Raw genomic sequence first — 16,599 nt, 5'->3', positions numbered from 1 at the left:
TTTTTTGTTACTAGTCTATAAATTAAATACTAGTTAATTTGACCACGTTATTTTTGTATCGATACATTTTAAATTAATCGTCAATTCATATTTGTTTTGAAGATAAACCTAATCTTTATTACTTTATAATTCTAAAACGTCTTTCATTGTAAAAATACCTTTTTTCCCTACAATCCATTCAGCAGCAATTAAAGCACCAATTGCAAATCCCTCACGATTGTGTGCAGTATGTTTAATTTCAATTGAATCGACTGTGGAGTTGTATATTACCGCATGAGTTCCCGGAACTGTTCCAATTCGTTTTGCATCAATATGAATTTCGTTCGACTTTGGGTTTTCTAAAGTCCAGCTTTTATAAGAGCTATTTTCAATTATCCCTTTGGCTAATGAGATTGCGGTTCCACTTGGAGCATCTAGTTTTTGAGTATGATGAATTTCTTCCATATTTACAGTGTAAGAATCAAACTTGGACATGATCTTTGCCAAATGTTCATTCACTTCAAAAAATAGGTTAACTCCTAAACTAAAATTGGAACTAGAAATAAACGCACCGTCTTTACTATTGCAAAGATCAACCATTTCTTGATAATTTTCTAGCCAACCAGTTGTACCTGATACCACTGGTACATTGTTATTAAAACAGCTTGAAATATTATTTACCGCAGCAGCTGGAATACTAAAATCTATAGCAACATCGGCAATTTGAAGACCTTCAAAAGTATTATTTTCATCTTTTTTTAAAACGATTTCGTGCCCTCTTTCAAGTGCAATTCGCTCAATTACTTGACCCATTTTTCCGTATCCTAAAAGCGCAATTTTCATTATTATTTTTTTAATTTATTGTAGTAAGCTATTCCTATAAAAGCTTGTGCCATAAAAAAACCTCCAAAAAATCCTGAGAAGAAATCATTCATTCTAATCGAAGTAAAGATTTCAAAACCTGAATAGTTAATAATATTGATAATTAATAATAGTAGAAAAACAGTGGTAAAATATTTCTTTCCTATTTGTTTTAGCTTTGACATGTTCAATATTATTATACTTTATCAACTTTTGATATCACATAACAATCAAAAATGGTAATTGAGTGTTAGTCCAACATTTGTTTTAAATGTTACATCATTTGGATAGATAACTGGTCTTACTGATAGATTTTCATCCACATTAAATTGGATTAAAGCGGCATCTACATTGGCATCAATTATGTTTAATGCATAAAACGCTAATGTTACTAAAGCAGATAAATCTCGGTTACGCTGGTAAAATTTTTGTCCGGCAATTAATCGATTGTTATCAAGAAACGCTAAATCATCAGTTGTGTATCCTTCCAGTCTACTTTTATAAGCGTTTCTATATTTTCTGTAATTTCTATTACTGTCGATATAAAAATAAACACTTGTCCCAAGTGCGCCGTAAACCAAAGGTATCTTCCAATATTTTTTATTATAAGCCTGACCTAATCCAGGTAATACAGCAGAGTAAAAAGCCGCTTTAGCTGGGGTCAGAGGATCAATATCATTTGACTTCAAAGTATCTTTTGCCACAAGAACTGCGTCTGTTTTTTTTTGAGCAAAAACAGTTGCAGTTCCAATGGTAAAAAATAAAAATATTGTGAAAAAATATTTATCCACTATTCGTTAATTAGTTTTATAATTCTATTGAAGTCTTCTTGTGAATGGAAGGGAATTGTAATTTTTCCTTTACCATTTCCAGCTACTTTTACGTCGACTTTGGTTCCAAAATAATTAGTAAAAGCATTTTTTTGAACCTCTTGTATTTCAAATGATGTTGCTTTTGGCTTACCAGCAGGTTTTGGTTTTAAACTTTCTTGATAATTTTTAACTAATGCTTCTGTATCTCGAACGGATAAATTTTGACTAACAATTTTTTGGTAAATCTCAGTTTGAACATCTTGATCTTCAATGTTGATAATTGCCCGACCATGTCCCATAGTTATAAAGCCATCACGAATTCCAGTCTGAATAATTGGATCCAACTTTAAAAGTCTCAAATAGTTAGCAATTGTAGAACGCTTTTTACCCACACGGTCACTCATTTGTTCTTGTGTTAATTGAATCTCATCAATTAGTCGTTGATACGAAAGAGCAATTTCTATAGGATCTAAATCATGACGTTGAATGTTTTCAACAAGCGCCATAACCAGCGATTCATTGTCGTTTGCAATTCGAATGTAAGCGGGAACAGTTGTTAATCCTACCAATGTTGAAGCACGAAGTCGACGCTCTCCAGATATTAATTGGTACTTATTAAATTCCAATTTACGAACGGTTATAGGTTGAATTACTCCCAATTCTTTTATTGAAGTAGCTAATTCTCTCAGCGATTCTTCGTTAAAATTACTTCTAGGTTGAAACGGATTTATTTCAATAGCTGTAATATCAAGCTCAATTATATTTCCTACAACTTTATCAGCGTTTTTATCTGCAACCGATTTAATATCGTTTTCTGGATCTTTTAACAAAGCTGATAATCCTCTACCTAATGCTTGTTTTTTTATTGCTTGTGCCATAAAATTATTTGCTATTTTTCTTTATAACCTCTTGAGCTAAGTGCAGGTAATTTACTGCCCCTTTACTCGTTGCATCGTAGTTTATAATGCTTTCGCCAAAACTTGGTGCTTCACTCAATTTCACATTTCGCTGGATAATAGTTTCAAAAACCATATCATTAAAATGCTTTTGAACCTCTTCTACAACTTGATTGGATAAACGAAGTCTGGAATCAAACATCGTCAAAAGTAAACCTTCAATATCAAGATCAGGATTGTGAATTTTTTGAATACTTTTTATAGTATTCAATAATTTACCTAAACCTTCTAGTGCAAAATATTCACACTGAATAGGAATAATAACAGAATCAGCAGCCGTCAAGGCATTTAAAGTCAGTAGGCCTAACGACGGGGCACAATCAATAATAATATAATCGTACTCATCTTTAATGCTTTCTAAAGCTTTTTTGAACATATATTCTCTATTTTCCTTGTCTACCAATTCAATTTCGATGGCAACAAGGTCAATGTGTGCAGGTATTATATCAACATTTGGCGCTGAGCATTGTATAATTGCCTCTCGTGGAGTGTGACTATGTTCTAATATTTGGTATGTGCCAATTTCAACAGAGTCTACGTCAATCCCTAAACCTGAACTAGCATTTGCCTGAGGATCAGCATCTATAAGTAATACTTTTTTTTCTAAAACCCCTAATGAAGCAGCAAGATTAACTGATGTTGTGGTCTTTCCTACGCCTCCTTTTTGATTAGCAATCGCAATGATTTTGCCCATTTTGTTTTGTAAATTTTGAAGCGTAAAAATACAATTATTTATGGTTTTTGAAAATCTATTTTGTTAACATTCGTTAATAGGTGTATGGGTGCAGTTTATCCATTTCATTTTTTTTAATAGTAGGTTTTTTAGGATTTATCGCGACTAAATATTTTCAATTTTTGTAAAAATTTAAATAGTACTGAATAGATTTTTAGTCTTTTGAAGATAAATATCAAAAAAAGTTAAGCATTGTTGTTTGACTTTTATCAAATTGATAGGATTTGAAAGTATTTCTTAGTTGCAATTACGAGATACTTTAATCGATTTTATCTGTCTAAATTTTAAAAGTATAAAAGATATTTTAAGAAAGTTTTATACCTCTTATTTCATTGTGTTTTCTAGAACATTTTAACGAGTATTCCCTAAAAATGAGAGAATTATAAAATTCATTTAAAGTAAAAACACAAAAAAAGTCAAACATTGCTGTTTGACTTTTTGTCGGGGTGGCAGGATTCGAACCTGCGGCCTCCTGCTCCCAAAGCAGGCGCGATAACCGAGCTACGCTACACCCCGAATACGGGTGCAAAGATAGAATTAAATTCTAAATGAGCAAAAGATATTACCAAATAGAATGTGATTATTTTAAAATAGCAAAAAGTGATGTTTTTTTAAACTAAATTTTTGATTTTAAACCGTATTTTTGCACCATCAAAACTGAAAAAATTCTACTATGTCTGATACAATTGAAAAAATAAAATGTCTTATTATAGGTTCTGGTCCCGCAGGTTACACTGCTGGAATTTATGCCGCTAGAGCTAATATGTTTCCAGTTCTATATCAAGGAATGCAACCCGGAGGCCAACTTACAACAACTAATGAAGTAGAAAACTGGCCGGGAAATCCAGAAGGTATTACAGGTCCAGAAATGATGGTAGGATTGCAAGCGCAAGCACAGCGTTTTGGTACCGATGTGCGTGATGGCTGGGCAACTAAGGTTGATTTTACTGGTGATATTTTTAAAGTCTGGATCAATGACGTGAAGGAATTGCATTGTGAAACAGTGATCATTTCAACAGGAGCATCTGCGAAATATTTAGGATTGCCATCAGAGCAACATTATCTTAAAATGGGCGGTGGAGTATCTGCTTGTGCTGTTTGTGACGGATTTTTCTATAGAAATCAGGAAGTAGTGATCGTTGGAGCAGGGGATTCTGCTTGTGAGGAGGCACACTATTTATCTAAATTGTGTAAAAAAGTAACGATGTTAGTTCGTAGCGAGAAATTTAGAGCTTCTAAAATTATGGAAGCACGAGTTCGTAAAACGGAAAATATTAGTATTCTCATGAATCACGATACGGTAGAAGTTCTAGGGGATGACCAAGTCGTTACTGGCGTAAGAGCTTTGAATAAAACTACTGGAGAAACTTTTGATATTGAAGCCACTGGTTTCTTTGTTGCTATTGGTCACAAACCCAATACGGATATTTTTAAAGACTTTTTAAATCTAGATGAAACAGGTTACATTATTAATACCGCTGGAAGTTCAAAAACTAACGTTGAAGGCGTTTTTGTTGCAGGTGATGCTGCTGATCACGTTTATCGCCAAGCGATCACTGCTGCCGGAACTGGATGTATGGCTGCACTTGATGCTGAAAGATATCTAGCTGCGAGAGAATAATTCCATTTCTATTTTTATAAAAAAAGGGTCTCAATTTATTTAAATTGGGACCCTTTTTATGTAATTAAGTAAGTAGCTGAACATTCTTGATTTCAATTTTTACAATGCTAGTAATGATCAAAAATTATTTATTTTATTTTCTTAGACAGCTTTGCTTCATCCAAAAACTTTAGTATTTCGATTTTTGGCAAACCTAAAAGTTGAATTTCTGATTTATCCGTGGCTGTAATTATTACATTATTTGCAACAAATAAACTGCAGTTTGTATAACTTTCAGTAGTGATTTCAGCTTTTTTAGTCGTGAATTTATTTCCAGTAAAGGAGGAATTATTGTCTAAACGAATCATAGCGTTTTCAGCGGTTCCTTCAATAGTTGATGTCGATTTTTGATATTGATCTATTTTTAAATCGATTGTGTTTATTAACGCTTTTAATGTAGAATTTTTATTTAATTCAACTGTTGCAGTTGTTGACTTTAAGTTCAATTCTGTTTTAGATTTACCGTCGGCTTGTAAGGTGAAGCTGGTTACATTAGCATTTATAAATAATTTGGATTCATCCTCAGCTTTCAAGGTAATAGAATTTAACAAAAGTTCTTGAATGGCGTTTACAGTTGTTTCGTTCTTCGCATTTACCAAACTTAGCTTGTCTGTGTACGTTACCCTGATGTTTAATTTTTTGAAACTACTTGCTTTTTTTGTAGTAGAAATTCGAAGTGTATTGTTAGACACTTCAACAGAAACAATGTCTTGTAAGTTTTCATCAGCTTCGATTTTTACTTCTGCTTTTTCTCCTCGTTCTAGACTAATTTCTAAATTATCTTCAACTATTAATGTTTGAAATTCATTAATTTCCCTTTGTTCAGTTGTTACAATTTTAGAACCTTTAATCTTTTCCTTTTTTTGCGCTAATGTAATTGTCGTTGATAATACGAGAAGCAGTAAAGCGATATATTTTTTCATTTTAATTGTATTTTGTCTATTCACAAATGTAAAAAAATCATCCACTTTTGATGGATGATTTTTTTATAATTTAATAAATTTATTAGCTTTTAGTAATGGTTCCACCAGAACTTACAAATTTCTTTGTTTTCCTGGGTTGTATGTCATAAGTAATACTCCCGCCGCTAGAAGCTTCTGCAACTAAATTGACAATTGGATGAACGCTAATACTTGCTCCACTTGATACATCTGCATTTACTTCATTAGCTAGCAATTGTACAGCTGTAATTTGACTTCCGCTGGAGGCTATAGTTGAAATTTTGAGTGCTTTACCGCTTACTACCATGGTACTTCCACTACTACTATCACAATTCACAATTTCGGCCTCGAGATTTAGGTTAATTGTTGCACCACTAGAGCTGTGCAATCTTATATTCTCTCCAGTTAAAGTATTTTTACTACTTATATTAGAATTACTCGTAGCTTCTAGTTCTTCAATAACTGGCATTTTTACTCGTACTTTTATAGCATTCGAATCCATGGAAGAATTTTCGTTCCAAGAAATAATTAAAGTACCATTTTCAATCGTTGTGGTAATATGCTCTTGCAAATTATCATCCGCTTCTACCGTTATTTCAGTGATTTTTGATTGTTCGATGATAAGATCGATACTATTATTTACTTCAACGCTTGTAAAATTGCCGTCAATCTTTCTTATTTCAGTGGTTATATTTCCGCTACCTTCTATTGAATTCCAATTTCCAATTTGATTGCAAGAAGAAAAAAGTATCGCTGCCAGCGCAACTAAAATAAATTTTGTAACAAGGGTGATTATTTTTAACATGGTTAGTTAGTTTTAATTATAATACCGTCTTTATTTATGGTCAGTCCTTTGAATTTTTTATTGGACTCATTAATAGTATCTCCTTTTATAGAGACGCCATTTTTATCGATGGTGATCGAAGTTTGAGTGCTATCAATAGTTACGTTACCGTTGCTTTGATCAAATTCATCAGCGCTACAGTTTATACATTTTATTGAATTTTCTTCCACTTTATAAACGTTAGTACGTGATTCTGGATTCCATAAAAAGTAATCGCTATCAGTTCGATCGTAATCTTGCATAGAATCGTCAGGCTTAATCAAAGTGCCTTTTGGTACATATAAAGTAATCTCTATTTCTTGATCGCGATATTTATTTTTTAAATCAGTCAGTAGATAATTGTCAAAAACTAAACGACTTCCTTCAATTTTATAGTTATATTTTATTTGCTCGGCTCTCTTTTTAGCTTCTGACAAGGATTTCCCCTTTGCCTCTTTTTCAATTTGGATGTAAGGCAATTTTTCGTCAGTTCTTTCGATTTTTAAACTCACTTCATTCGAATAAATGACATCCATTCCAGTCGAATCTTGATTGATCATAAAATCATTCCGATCGTTTATATTTTTAGCAAAGTAATCATTATGAATGAATTTAATATGAAGGGTATCAGTTGGATTTATGTATATTGTTTCTTTTTTTACAACTCTTCCATCAACTGCAAAAGCGCTCGCTTGTTTGACACCAATAGAAATCAATATCGCAATCACAACAATCCAAACTGCTAAAAGCGTATATTTTGCAATATTTCCAATTGATTTTAAGTTTGGAGAAACTAATTTGAATCCTAAAAGCATCAAAAAGAAATTCGGAATTGCAACAGCTACAAATAATAGTGCTCCAAAAACCCAAACAGGATAGTCAGTAAAATTCCCAGATTCAATAAATTGATGTGTCGGGAAATTACCAAAATTAGTAGAGCCTAGCGTTAACGCACCAACTAAAAAGACGATAATCATAGCCAATCCAGATAGAATTAAAATGATTCCCAGTAATTTTGCAAAAATTTTAAAAGCGGTGATGATAAAATCGCTAAAGGAGTTTCCTAATTTCTCAGCACCAGTTTTTATTTGATTCCCATATTTATCGTAATCAGCATTTTTAATTTTATCAGAAACGTTATCAAATTCCTCTCTAACTTTTCTTTCAATATTCGAAATATTTACTGGTTCTCCAGTCATTTCTAATTTTTCTGATGTGGTTATTGCTTCTGGGGTTACAATCCATAATATGATGTATGCTAAAATTCCAGTTCCAAAACCAGCAAAAACTAGTAAAATAAGTGCAATTCTAATCCACACGGTATCAATTCCAAAATAGTATCCTAAACCTGACGATACGCCGCCAATCATACCTTTTTCCTTGTCGCGATATAGTTTTTTTGTGCCTCTTGAAGTAGATTTGAAAACTGGTTCAGCAGTAGAATCATCTTCAATAATATAGTCCTCTGGCTGTCCCATTACCGCAATAACTTCATCAACATCTTTCAAAACTATGACGTGTTTATCGCTTTTTTGCTTCTCATGCAATAATTCTGAAACACGCATTTCAATATCTTTTATGATTTCGTCGTGACCAGATGAATTAGATAAGGAGCGTTTTATTGCGTCAAAGTAGCGTGTTAATTTTTGGTATGCATCTTCATCAATATGAAAAAACATTCCGCCTAAATTTATATTTACAGTTTTGTTCATGACTATTGTTTTTGGTTGGTTATAAGGTTTACGGCATCGGATAATTCAGTCCAAGTACCATTGAGTTCGTTTAAAAATGTTTGTCCTATTTCAGTGAGACCGTAATATTTTCTTGGTGGTCCTGATGTTGATTCTTCCCAGCGATAGCTAAGTAAACCGTCATTTTTGAGTCGGGTGAGCAAGGGATAAATAGTTCCTTCAACGACTAACAATTTTGCGTTTTTCAAAGTGTCTAATATTTCCGATGTGTAAGCATCTTTCTCTTTCAATACAGATAGGATGCAAAACTCGAGAACACCTTTGCGCATTTGGGCTTTTGTGTTTTCAATGTTCATAATTCGATTTTTTGTTTTTTAGTTGATTAAACTGTTCATTTTTTGATTGATTTACTAGTCTGATTACATGGCTTGTTGATGATTTTTTTAGGAGCTATTTCCCGCTTTTCATTACAATCTTTTTTTCGCTACGGCGATAAAAAAGGATTTTCATTGCAATCGGGGCTAGAGCATTCGCATTCTTAATATTTCTGTTCTTTATTATAATTTTCCTCTTATTTTATAAAAGGAATCGTGATTGGATATCGGTATATGTCACCATTTGACGTTTTTATAGAAGCATAAATTATTAGAAAAAATTCAGCTACTTTCAAAAGACCAAAAATTAAAAGACAAGTCAAGCCTAAAGTTAGCATCCCTATATTATCTTCAAAATTAAAATTGGAAATATTAAAATCATGCTCGGTCACTAAGGCACTTAAAGACACATTATTAAATAGTGAAATTAAAAAAGCAGGAATAGCAATCATAATTAACACTAAGGAGTATAGAAATAAACTTAATTGAAAATTTAGAACTTGTTTTCCATTATGATTGACAAATTCTGAATCATTTTTTTTAGTACTCCATAAAATTATTGGAAAAATATAATTCCCAAAAGGGATGAAATATTGGGTTAATGTACTCAAGTGAGTAAAAGTAGCGATGTTTTTGTGAGTGGTTGATTCCATTTTTTTTGATTTTTTGACGATGACTGAAACGCATTACTAAATCTTAATTAGGTTACCTAGTAATTTCTTATGCAAATATATAGCTAAAAGACAGTATCTTGTTTCGCATAGTACTTAATATTAACATTTTATTAACAAATTAAAATATTATGTATGCATAGTATTTTTTTGTATTTTAGCAAAAAACCACTGATAATGAAACTTACAGCGTCTAAACTCAATAAATTTCTATTGTTCAAATTACCATCAGCATTTATCTGCGGTGTGCGCGTTAAAACAATTGATGAAAATAATTGTGTCGTCTCTGTTAAACATGGCTGGATCAATCAAAACCCTTTCAAGTCAATGTATTTTGCTGTACAGGCAATGGCTGCAGAGCTTTCTACGGGAGCACTGGTAATGTTCCAAATTCAAAAAAGTGGTAGAAAAATATCAATGTTGGTTGCAAATAATAAAGGTAATTTTACAAAAAAAGCCACAGGAAGAATAACGTTTGTTTGTAATGATGGTCATCTCATTGAGAAAGCGATTCAAGAAACAATTGCAACTGGCGAAGGACAAACTTTCTGGATGAAGTCAATTGCCACTGATGAAAAAGGAGCTCAAGTTTCGGAGATGGATTTTGAGTGGAGTGTAAGAATAAAATAAATAAAGCTCTATTATCTTTATTATTAAAGCGTTCAAATTAGTATTATTTTTAAGTTTAGTTATATTCTTAATGGTTAGGTTTTGATAAGTTATTTGCCAAATGTGTTTCATCTTAAAACTTTGATCACATTATAAATAGTTTAAAGATAAATGAAAATGCCACTGAAATTCAGTGGCATTTTATGTTTTGGTCAACAAGCATTATCTTTCAGTTAGCACTTTTGGCTTGAGCCGGTCTCACATTTTTTTTCCTCTGCTTTGCATTTTGCCTGACACTTTGCCACATCTGCAGCGCTCATTGTTTTAGATTTCGCCTCTTTTTTTGCATAACAAAATTCTCTTTTAGCTTTTTCTTTTCCTACAGCTTTTACTTCTTGCGCACCTACGCTAATTGTAAAAAAAGCAATTGCCACAAATATAATTATTTTTCTCATTTTTTAAATTTTAACTTATTATATTTTTTTTTCTCTTAACCAAAAAGTGTCCCTAAATAAAGCATTTATTACAAGTCAACAACTAAAAGCACATCCTTAATTATGTTAATTAATTTTACCTTAATTATTAGGATGTAATCTTAATAGAAGGCAAAGTGAATTATTTAACAAATATATTTCATATTTGCTTACTTTCTGTTAAAATTATTTAGAACTTACATGGTGTCTTAGAGAGTTAAAGCACTCTTTTTTAAATTAAGATCATACGTGAATTGTATAAGAATCTCCTTGAATACTATAAGATAAAGGGAATGAGACTGAACTACCTTTGTAGGGTAATTAGAATTAAAAAAATCTAAATAAGAATACAACTTATTGCCTATTTATTTGAGTAGCGTTACAAAGACAAACGAGAGATATATAAAACTATTGATCAAGTTTCTAATTTCTTAAAAGTCAACTTCGTTACCAGTAGGTGTCCCTTTTTTAATCCTCCTTGCTAAATAATTTGTATCTCATCAATATTTAGATGAGTTCTAATCTAATAACTAAAAATAAAAGCTATGAAGAAAATTTTTACTATTTGTGCGTTGGCTTTAGTAGGAGCTAGTGCGCAAGCTCAGATGAAAGACGTAACGGTTAGCTTACAACCCACTGCAAGCTATAATTGGTTTGACAAAAATACAGCCATTGAAGATGGTGTTATGTACGGTGGTCGTGTAGGATTTGGATTTGGCGAAGCTATTGAACTTCGCGGGGTTTATGAAAAATCAGCAGATTTGAAGAATACGGTTGATGGTTTTAATGTATTTTCAAATGATTTTGTAAGTAACTTTAAATCTAGATCAGTAGATGTAGAGCGTATAGGAGGAGAATTTAAAGCAAACATTCCCACTCGTGGCACATTTGTTCCTTATCTTACGTTAGGAGCAGGGGTTCAAAAGCTAAAAGTTGATATTGCTGCGGCAAATGCTCCAGCAAATGAACAAAAATCAGAACAAATATATCTTGGATTAGGTTTAGGAACTCAAATTAAATTAGGCAATCGACTCTTTTTAAATTTAGAGGCTAAAAACACGATTTTTAATATGAATCCAGCCTCGGTACTATACCAAGATGGACAAGATCAAAGTGATATTGAGAATTGGTTGAATGATAATGACAATTCTAGAATGTATAATTGGTCAGTTTTGGCTGGTTTACAACTATATTTAGGTGGTCAAACTCCAGAGGAAATGACTGCTCTAGAAAGAGCATATCGCAATAAATATTCAGGAGGTTTAGGTGGATTTAAGCTTATTGTTGAACCAGTTGGGGCATATCTAAATTTTGATAATGATACTAATTTAGCTGATTCCTATTTCTTAGGTGGTAAAGTAGGTTTTGATTTAAATAATTACATTGGTATCCGAGGATACTACTACCAAGCGACAAAAAACGAGCAAGTATCATTTGATTTTGATGACATGGCAATGTACGGTGGTGACTTTATTGCTAAACTTAATGTATCACGTGGACTTACACCTTATATAAACGTTGGTGGCGGATATTTAAATGTAAACCAAAATAGTTATCGAGGAAAAGATGGACTTACAGCAGCAACTTCAGGATATTTTGCAAAAGGGGGTTTAGGTTTAAATGTGCCTCTTGGAACAAATTTCGAAGTTTTTGGTGACGCAAGTTTGATGTTTATGTCAGGTCGTAACGCCAATGATTTAAATAATATTATTTCGCCGGATGAGTTAAAGCAACATACTATGTATTCTGTAGGAGTTCGTTTCCAATTAGGGAAAAAATCGGATAATACAGATGAGTTATTGCAAAATCGAATTGACGATAGAGTTAATGATAGAACGTCAGCTTATCAAGATCGTATTGACGAGTTAGAAGCAGAATTATCTGAAGCTTATAAAAATAATGATACGAAAAAAGCTGTTGAAATTATTGAAGAGAAAAAAGATTTAGATAGACAAAAAGAGCAAGAAAGTTCTATTGAGAATAAAGAGGCTAAAATAATTAAAGCTAAAAAAGTTGATACAGAGTCGCGTGTTGAAATGACTCCTAAGGAATTAGAAGATTTAATTGAAAAAGTGATTCAAGGTGTTGATGAGGAATCTCGTAAACCACAAACTATTGACGATCGTATGGATCGATTAGAAAGTTTATTACTCGAGATTAATACAGGGACATATAAACAAAATTTATCTCCTGATCGTCAAGAAAATGCTTCTCAAAAAATACTAGACAAATTGAATGAGTTAGATAAAAAAATTGATAGAAACACTAATAGACTTGATAATCTTAATTATGCTCCTAAGGCTCAAAATGATGATAAAACAGTAATTATATCATCAGGACAAGTTGCACCTATTGCACCACAAATGGCGCTACCAGCTGAAACGAGAGTAACAGCGGATGACAATGGTGATACAGTGGTGAGGTCAAATAATACAAATCAAGGTACTGCCACAGGATGGGTGGTAAATGAAGGTTTATCTTTATTTACAGGTGTTGCAATCGCAGATAGAGTATCAATGACTTTAGGAATAAGAGGAAATTATGCATTTACAAATTCACCTTTTAAATTCATGCCGGATTTTTATATTGCTCCGGGTAAGGATACAGGTTTTGGTATAAATGCAAATGTTGTTATACCCTTCAAAGTTGATGCAGGGGTTATATTAGAACCATATGCTGGACTTGGGCTTGGTTATAATGATGTAGTGGGAGAAAGTACATTTGCTCCTAATTTAGTTTTAGGTACTACATTTAATGTTTTAGGTGGTAAATTGTTTGCTGATTACACAGCGCATAATTTTGTAGATATACATAGAATATCTATTGGGTATAAATTAAAATTTTAAAAGGATGTCAAATGCAATGATAATAGATAAAGTAAAGACAATTGTACTTTCTGTATGTATATTATTTTCAGTAAGTCTTCTCGCGCAAAGCGAGCAGACTTCTACAAAAAGTACTATTGTAATGACAAAATCTGAATTGAACTCTTTTTTGAGTACAATTGCAGATGCAAGACGCTCTCAAATTAAAGAGAGAGAAAATAAAAATAGCAAAGCTAATTTATCTGACCTTAGAGCAAAGTATCAACAGCGTGCCCCAGTGGATAATTATAATCAATATAATATTACCAATGAACAACTGCTGCGTGAGATTAGGTATTTGAATGAAAGGATTGACAACCTAAGTCCTCGTGATAATAGGTTTCCATCAATGTCAAGAGATAATTCTACTATAATAATGCCAGGAAATGCTACTGCAAATCCCATGTATAATCCTAATGCTAATGGTGCTACAACAGTTGTTGCTTCAAATAAAAAATTGATCAGTGATTTGCAACAAAGAATAGATTCTTTAAAAAGAATTGATTCGGGACAAAATAACTTACGGAATAACAACGGTCTTGCTGATAGTTTAAATAAGGTTAAATCTAGATTATCTGATGTGAGACGACAATTAGATAGTTTGCAGGCGAAAATGACTCCTGATAAAAAAGTTTTGAAATCAGGTACTAATGCTACCTATTTTCGAAAGCAAGTTTATTTTCAAAATAATTCTGAATCTTTAGAAAATGAATATCTACAATTTGTTGGGGATCTTACACAAATTTTGAATAAATATCCTGAGGCTAAAATTTTGTTAGAAGGTTGGGCAAGTCCTGTAGGAAGTGCTAATTACAACAAACAATTATCAATGCGAAGAGCAGAATCTGTTGAGAAAGCTTTCATAAATAATAACATTCAACAAAGCAGGATTCTAACTTCTTTTAAAGGAGAAGATAATAAGTCGTCAGAGGAAAAGGCACGTCGCGTTGAAATGTCTATAATCGTACGATAAAATAACTTTACATTACGTGAGAATTTTATAAAAAAAATATCCTCGAAATCTTTTGATTCTCGGGGATATTTTTTGTTAAAAGTAGTTTTAACTGTTCAATAATAACAAACTAAAATCAATTAGTATTGTATTTAAAAAATTTTAGTAGTATCATTTTAAACAAATAAAGCCAACCAAAATGGTCAGCTTTATTATATCGTAACTTTCTTCAGAATTATTTTTTAGCTTCTTCGATAGAAACTTTTCTGAATTCTTTTAACATTTTTTCAAGTTCTAAAGTTGACTTACGAGCTCTAGCTCCAGCAGCTTTAACACCTTTCTCTGTTAATGAATTAGTTTCTGATTTAAAAGTTTCAAATTCAGCATTAATTTTTTCAATAAGATCTTTCATAATTATTTTGATTTAGAAAAACAAAAATACAGTAAGAAAAGCATAATTCAAAGACGAAACGATGAAAATTTAGTAGTTTTTTAGATTTTAGTGTACCTATTTTTACAGTAATATTATTATTAAGTAGATATCTAAGCTTAATCTATTTCTTGAATGCATTTGCTGAGATATTTTTTGCGTTTGTTATTTCCTATCCTTACATAGGAGTGTCTCAAATGATATTATTTGGGCATGATGGATCGATGATGTCAGAATATAGGAATTATGATAAAATAGTGCCAATCATCTTTTTAGCTTAGCCACAAAATAATTTTACTAATGATGAAATATTAAAATTGACTGCTGTTTTATCAAAATCCACTAAGCAAGACCGTTTTATTTAGATTACTTACTTCACTGTTAACCGATAAACAAAGACCAATTATTGAAGTCATTCCATCCTACAATACTGATTTCGCTTTTACTTTTCCTTTAAAATATTATAGGTCGAAGATACTATAATCAACCAAAAACTTGTTACTACAATCCTCAATAAATCAGGTTATTTCCCTAAATTAATACCCAATGGAGAAATAGATTTAGATACATGTAAAACATATAATTTCGATTTTAATTTAATTGATGAGCTAATTCCTGAGATGGATGGTTTAAAAATAGCCAGAAATTTAACAGAAATTTTTATCTCTAACTGCTAATGCGATGTAAGAAGATTGACAAGAGTATATCATCTCAGGAATAAATAATTATTTGTCTAAACCATTAAAAGTCGATGATCTATTAAAAACTTCACAAAAGACGATAGTCAATTAGGATTTAGAATAACGATTAATATTTCGTAAAAAATCTTAGTCTTGGTCAAGTTTTAATTAACTGAGTCTTGAATTTATCTTGAAATAATAAAATTAAAATTCAAAATGATTAGAAATAGAAATCTAGATTTTTAGTCTAAAAATATTTTTTATTAGTCGATGATGAAAAAAAATAAAGCAAATAATTTTAGATTTTTTTTAACTACTTTTACAATTAACAATAAAAACATTAACATGAAATTATTTATTTTAAAATGGTATCCAATTATTTTAGCATTCATTTGTATGCTTTATTCAATTACATTGGGTATTTTAGGAAGAGAACAAGAGGCCCTGTATTCAGCGCATTGGCCTGGTACAATTCTACTGTTTGCAATAGCTATTCGCCAAAGAAGAACGACATGAGTATCAGTTTCTTTATTATCGGCGCAATAATTTTCTCAATCTATTTGTACTTCACTATTTGGAATATTTATTATTCAAATAATAAACAAAGAAAAGAAAGTTATCCAACTGTAAGAGAAAAACAACTCTCTCAAAAGAATGAGGCTGAAAAGAATGAGGCCAAAAAGGATATTTAAATTTTTTTGACTTTGCAGAGACTTTACTTAAGCAACTTCACGTCAGAATTATTTTAAATTAAATCCGCGATTATTTACTATTAGGTTTCTGTTCTTAGAAACCTATTTTTTTTACTACTAAGCATTTTTAAATAATTATATTTAGTAGCATTTTAAAAATAATTTTTATGTTTCCCGCACTATTTTTTTTTACTTTTTTATATTAAAATCATATTTGAGTAAATTGGTAAAGTCACAAATTATTTTTGCGTTTTGGGTGTGATCTTTATATTGTCGAAGTTATTACAAAAATTTCTAAGGTCAGACTAATAAAAATAAAATACATTAAAAAACCCTTAAACAATTGCTGTTCAAGGGTCTGTTTTTGTAGCGAAGACGGGAGTTGAACCCGTGACCTC

General features: G+C 31.5%; 18 protein-coding genes and 1 tRNA gene. 6 read left to right on the top strand and 13 right to left on the bottom strand.

The annotated features are described in order from the left end of the window. Positions 1-123: 123 nt before the first annotated feature. The 6 genes from dapB to BUA99_RS02065 all read right to left on the bottom strand — a co-directional run bounded on the left by dapB (position 124) and on the right by BUA99_RS02065 (position 3,857). A complete protein-coding gene (dapB, locus tag BUA99_RS02090; protein ID WP_072987548.1) occupies positions 124-822 on the bottom strand; it encodes a 4-hydroxy-tetrahydrodipicolinate reductase in 699 nt (232 codons plus the stop codon). 2 nt (positions 823-824) lie between these two features. Further along, the gene (locus BUA99_RS02085) at positions 825-1,025 is read right to left on the bottom strand and encodes a hypothetical protein (RefSeq protein WP_072987545.1); all 201 of its coding nucleotides are present in this window, start codon (positions 1,023-1,025) and stop codon (positions 825-827) included. Between the two features lie 45 nt (positions 1,026-1,070). Further along, positions 1,071-1,631: a DUF5683 domain-containing protein gene (locus BUA99_RS02080; protein ID WP_072987542.1), complete on the bottom strand. Its 561-nt coding sequence runs from the start codon at positions 1,629-1,631 to the stop codon at positions 1,071-1,073. After that, the gene (locus BUA99_RS02075) at positions 1,631-2,530 is read right to left on the bottom strand and encodes a ParB/RepB/Spo0J family partition protein (RefSeq protein WP_072987539.1); all 900 of its coding nucleotides are present in this window, start codon (positions 2,528-2,530) and stop codon (positions 1,631-1,633) included. Before BUA99_RS02075 ends, BUA99_RS02080 begins: the two co-directional genes overlap by 1 nt. A 4-nt stretch (positions 2,531-2,534) precedes the next feature. After that, positions 2,535-3,302: a ParA family protein gene (locus tag BUA99_RS02070; RefSeq protein WP_072987536.1), complete on the bottom strand. Its 768-nt coding sequence runs from the start codon at positions 3,300-3,302 to the stop codon at positions 2,535-2,537. A 480-nt stretch (positions 3,303-3,782) separates the two neighbouring features. Further along, positions 3,783-3,857 (bottom strand) — tRNA-Pro (locus BUA99_RS02065). Between the two features lie 157 nt (positions 3,858-4,014). On the opposite strand from BUA99_RS02065, the gene trxB reads away from it, so the two are divergent. Beyond that, the gene (trxB, locus tag BUA99_RS02060; protein WP_072987532.1) at positions 4,015-4,962 is read left to right on the top strand and encodes a thioredoxin-disulfide reductase; all 948 of its coding nucleotides are present in this window, start codon (positions 4,015-4,017) and stop codon (positions 4,960-4,962) included. A 128-nt stretch (positions 4,963-5,090) separates the two neighbouring features. Here the strand turns inward: trxB and BUA99_RS02055 are convergent, their stop codons facing one another. The 5 genes from BUA99_RS02055 to BUA99_RS02035 all read right to left on the bottom strand — a co-directional run bounded on the left by BUA99_RS02055 (position 5,091) and on the right by BUA99_RS02035 (position 9,483). After that, positions 5,091-5,924, bottom strand: coding sequence for a GIN domain-containing protein (locus BUA99_RS02055; RefSeq protein WP_072987528.1), 834 nt, complete (start codon positions 5,922-5,924; stop codon positions 5,091-5,093). A gap of 82 nt (positions 5,925-6,006) precedes the next feature. After that, positions 6,007-6,747, bottom strand: a complete 741-nt coding sequence (locus BUA99_RS02050; protein WP_072987525.1) for a head GIN domain-containing protein — start codon at positions 6,745-6,747, stop codon at positions 6,007-6,009. 2 nt (positions 6,748-6,749) lie between these two features. Next, positions 6,750-8,477, bottom strand: coding sequence for a PspC domain-containing protein (locus BUA99_RS02045; RefSeq protein ID WP_072987522.1), 1,728 nt, complete (start codon positions 8,475-8,477; stop codon positions 6,750-6,752). Between the two features lie 2 nt (positions 8,478-8,479). Beyond that, positions 8,480-8,812 carry a PadR family transcriptional regulator gene (locus BUA99_RS02040; RefSeq protein ID WP_072987519.1) on the bottom strand — a complete coding sequence of 111 codons (333 nt, stop codon included), beginning with the start codon at positions 8,810-8,812 and terminating at the stop codon, positions 8,480-8,482. Between the two features lie 215 nt (positions 8,813-9,027). Then, positions 9,028-9,483, bottom strand: coding sequence for a DUF4870 domain-containing protein (locus BUA99_RS02035; RefSeq protein ID WP_072987517.1), 456 nt, complete (start codon positions 9,481-9,483; stop codon positions 9,028-9,030). A gap of 195 nt (positions 9,484-9,678) precedes the next feature. Between BUA99_RS02035 and BUA99_RS02030 the strand changes: the two genes are divergently transcribed. Further along, entirely contained in the window at positions 9,679-10,131 is a 453-nt protein-coding gene (locus tag BUA99_RS02030) for a DUF4442 domain-containing protein (protein ID WP_072987514.1), read from the top strand. 212 nt (positions 10,132-10,343) lie between these two features. Here BUA99_RS02030 and BUA99_RS02025 read toward each other — a convergent pair whose 3' ends face one another. Beyond that, positions 10,344-10,565, bottom strand: a complete 222-nt coding sequence (locus BUA99_RS02025) for a hypothetical protein (RefSeq protein ID WP_072987512.1) — start codon at positions 10,563-10,565, stop codon at positions 10,344-10,346. 563 nt (positions 10,566-11,128) lie between these two features. Here BUA99_RS02025 and BUA99_RS02020 point away from each other — a divergent pair. Both BUA99_RS02020 and BUA99_RS02015 read left to right on the top strand, forming a co-directional pair. Then, positions 11,129-13,429 carry an outer membrane beta-barrel protein gene (locus tag BUA99_RS02020; protein ID WP_072987511.1) on the top strand — a complete coding sequence of 767 codons (2,301 nt, stop codon included), beginning with the start codon at positions 11,129-11,131 and terminating at the stop codon, positions 13,427-13,429. A gap of 4 nt (positions 13,430-13,433) precedes the next feature. Next, positions 13,434-14,420: an OmpA family protein gene (locus tag BUA99_RS02015; protein ID WP_072987509.1), complete on the top strand. Its 987-nt coding sequence runs from the start codon at positions 13,434-13,436 to the stop codon at positions 14,418-14,420. A gap of 214 nt (positions 14,421-14,634) precedes the next feature. Here BUA99_RS02015 and BUA99_RS02010 read toward each other — a convergent pair whose 3' ends face one another. After that, positions 14,635-14,811, bottom strand: coding sequence for a histone H1 (locus BUA99_RS02010; RefSeq protein WP_072987507.1), 177 nt, complete (start codon positions 14,809-14,811; stop codon positions 14,635-14,637). 497 nt (positions 14,812-15,308) lie between these two features. Between BUA99_RS02010 and BUA99_RS15540 the strand changes: the two genes are divergently transcribed. Both BUA99_RS15540 and BUA99_RS15200 read left to right on the top strand, forming a co-directional pair. After that, the gene (locus BUA99_RS15540; RefSeq protein ID WP_084673459.1) at positions 15,309-15,506 is read left to right on the top strand and encodes a response regulator; all 198 of its coding nucleotides are present in this window, start codon (positions 15,309-15,311) and stop codon (positions 15,504-15,506) included. Positions 15,507-15,874: 368 nt separating this feature from the next. Continuing rightward, complete coding sequence (locus tag BUA99_RS15200) at positions 15,875-16,201, top strand: hypothetical protein (protein WP_200778629.1); 327 nt, start codon at positions 15,875-15,877, stop codon at positions 16,199-16,201. The last annotated feature ends 398 nt before the right edge of the window (positions 16,202-16,599 follow it).

The sequence above is a fragment of the Flavobacterium segetis genome (assembly GCF_900129575.1).
GTDB classification, from domain to species: domain Bacteria; phylum Bacteroidota; class Bacteroidia; order Flavobacteriales; family Flavobacteriaceae; genus Flavobacterium; species Flavobacterium segetis.
Note: the sequence above shows the minus strand (reverse complement) of the source record. Positions and strands in the feature narration are given on the sequence as shown.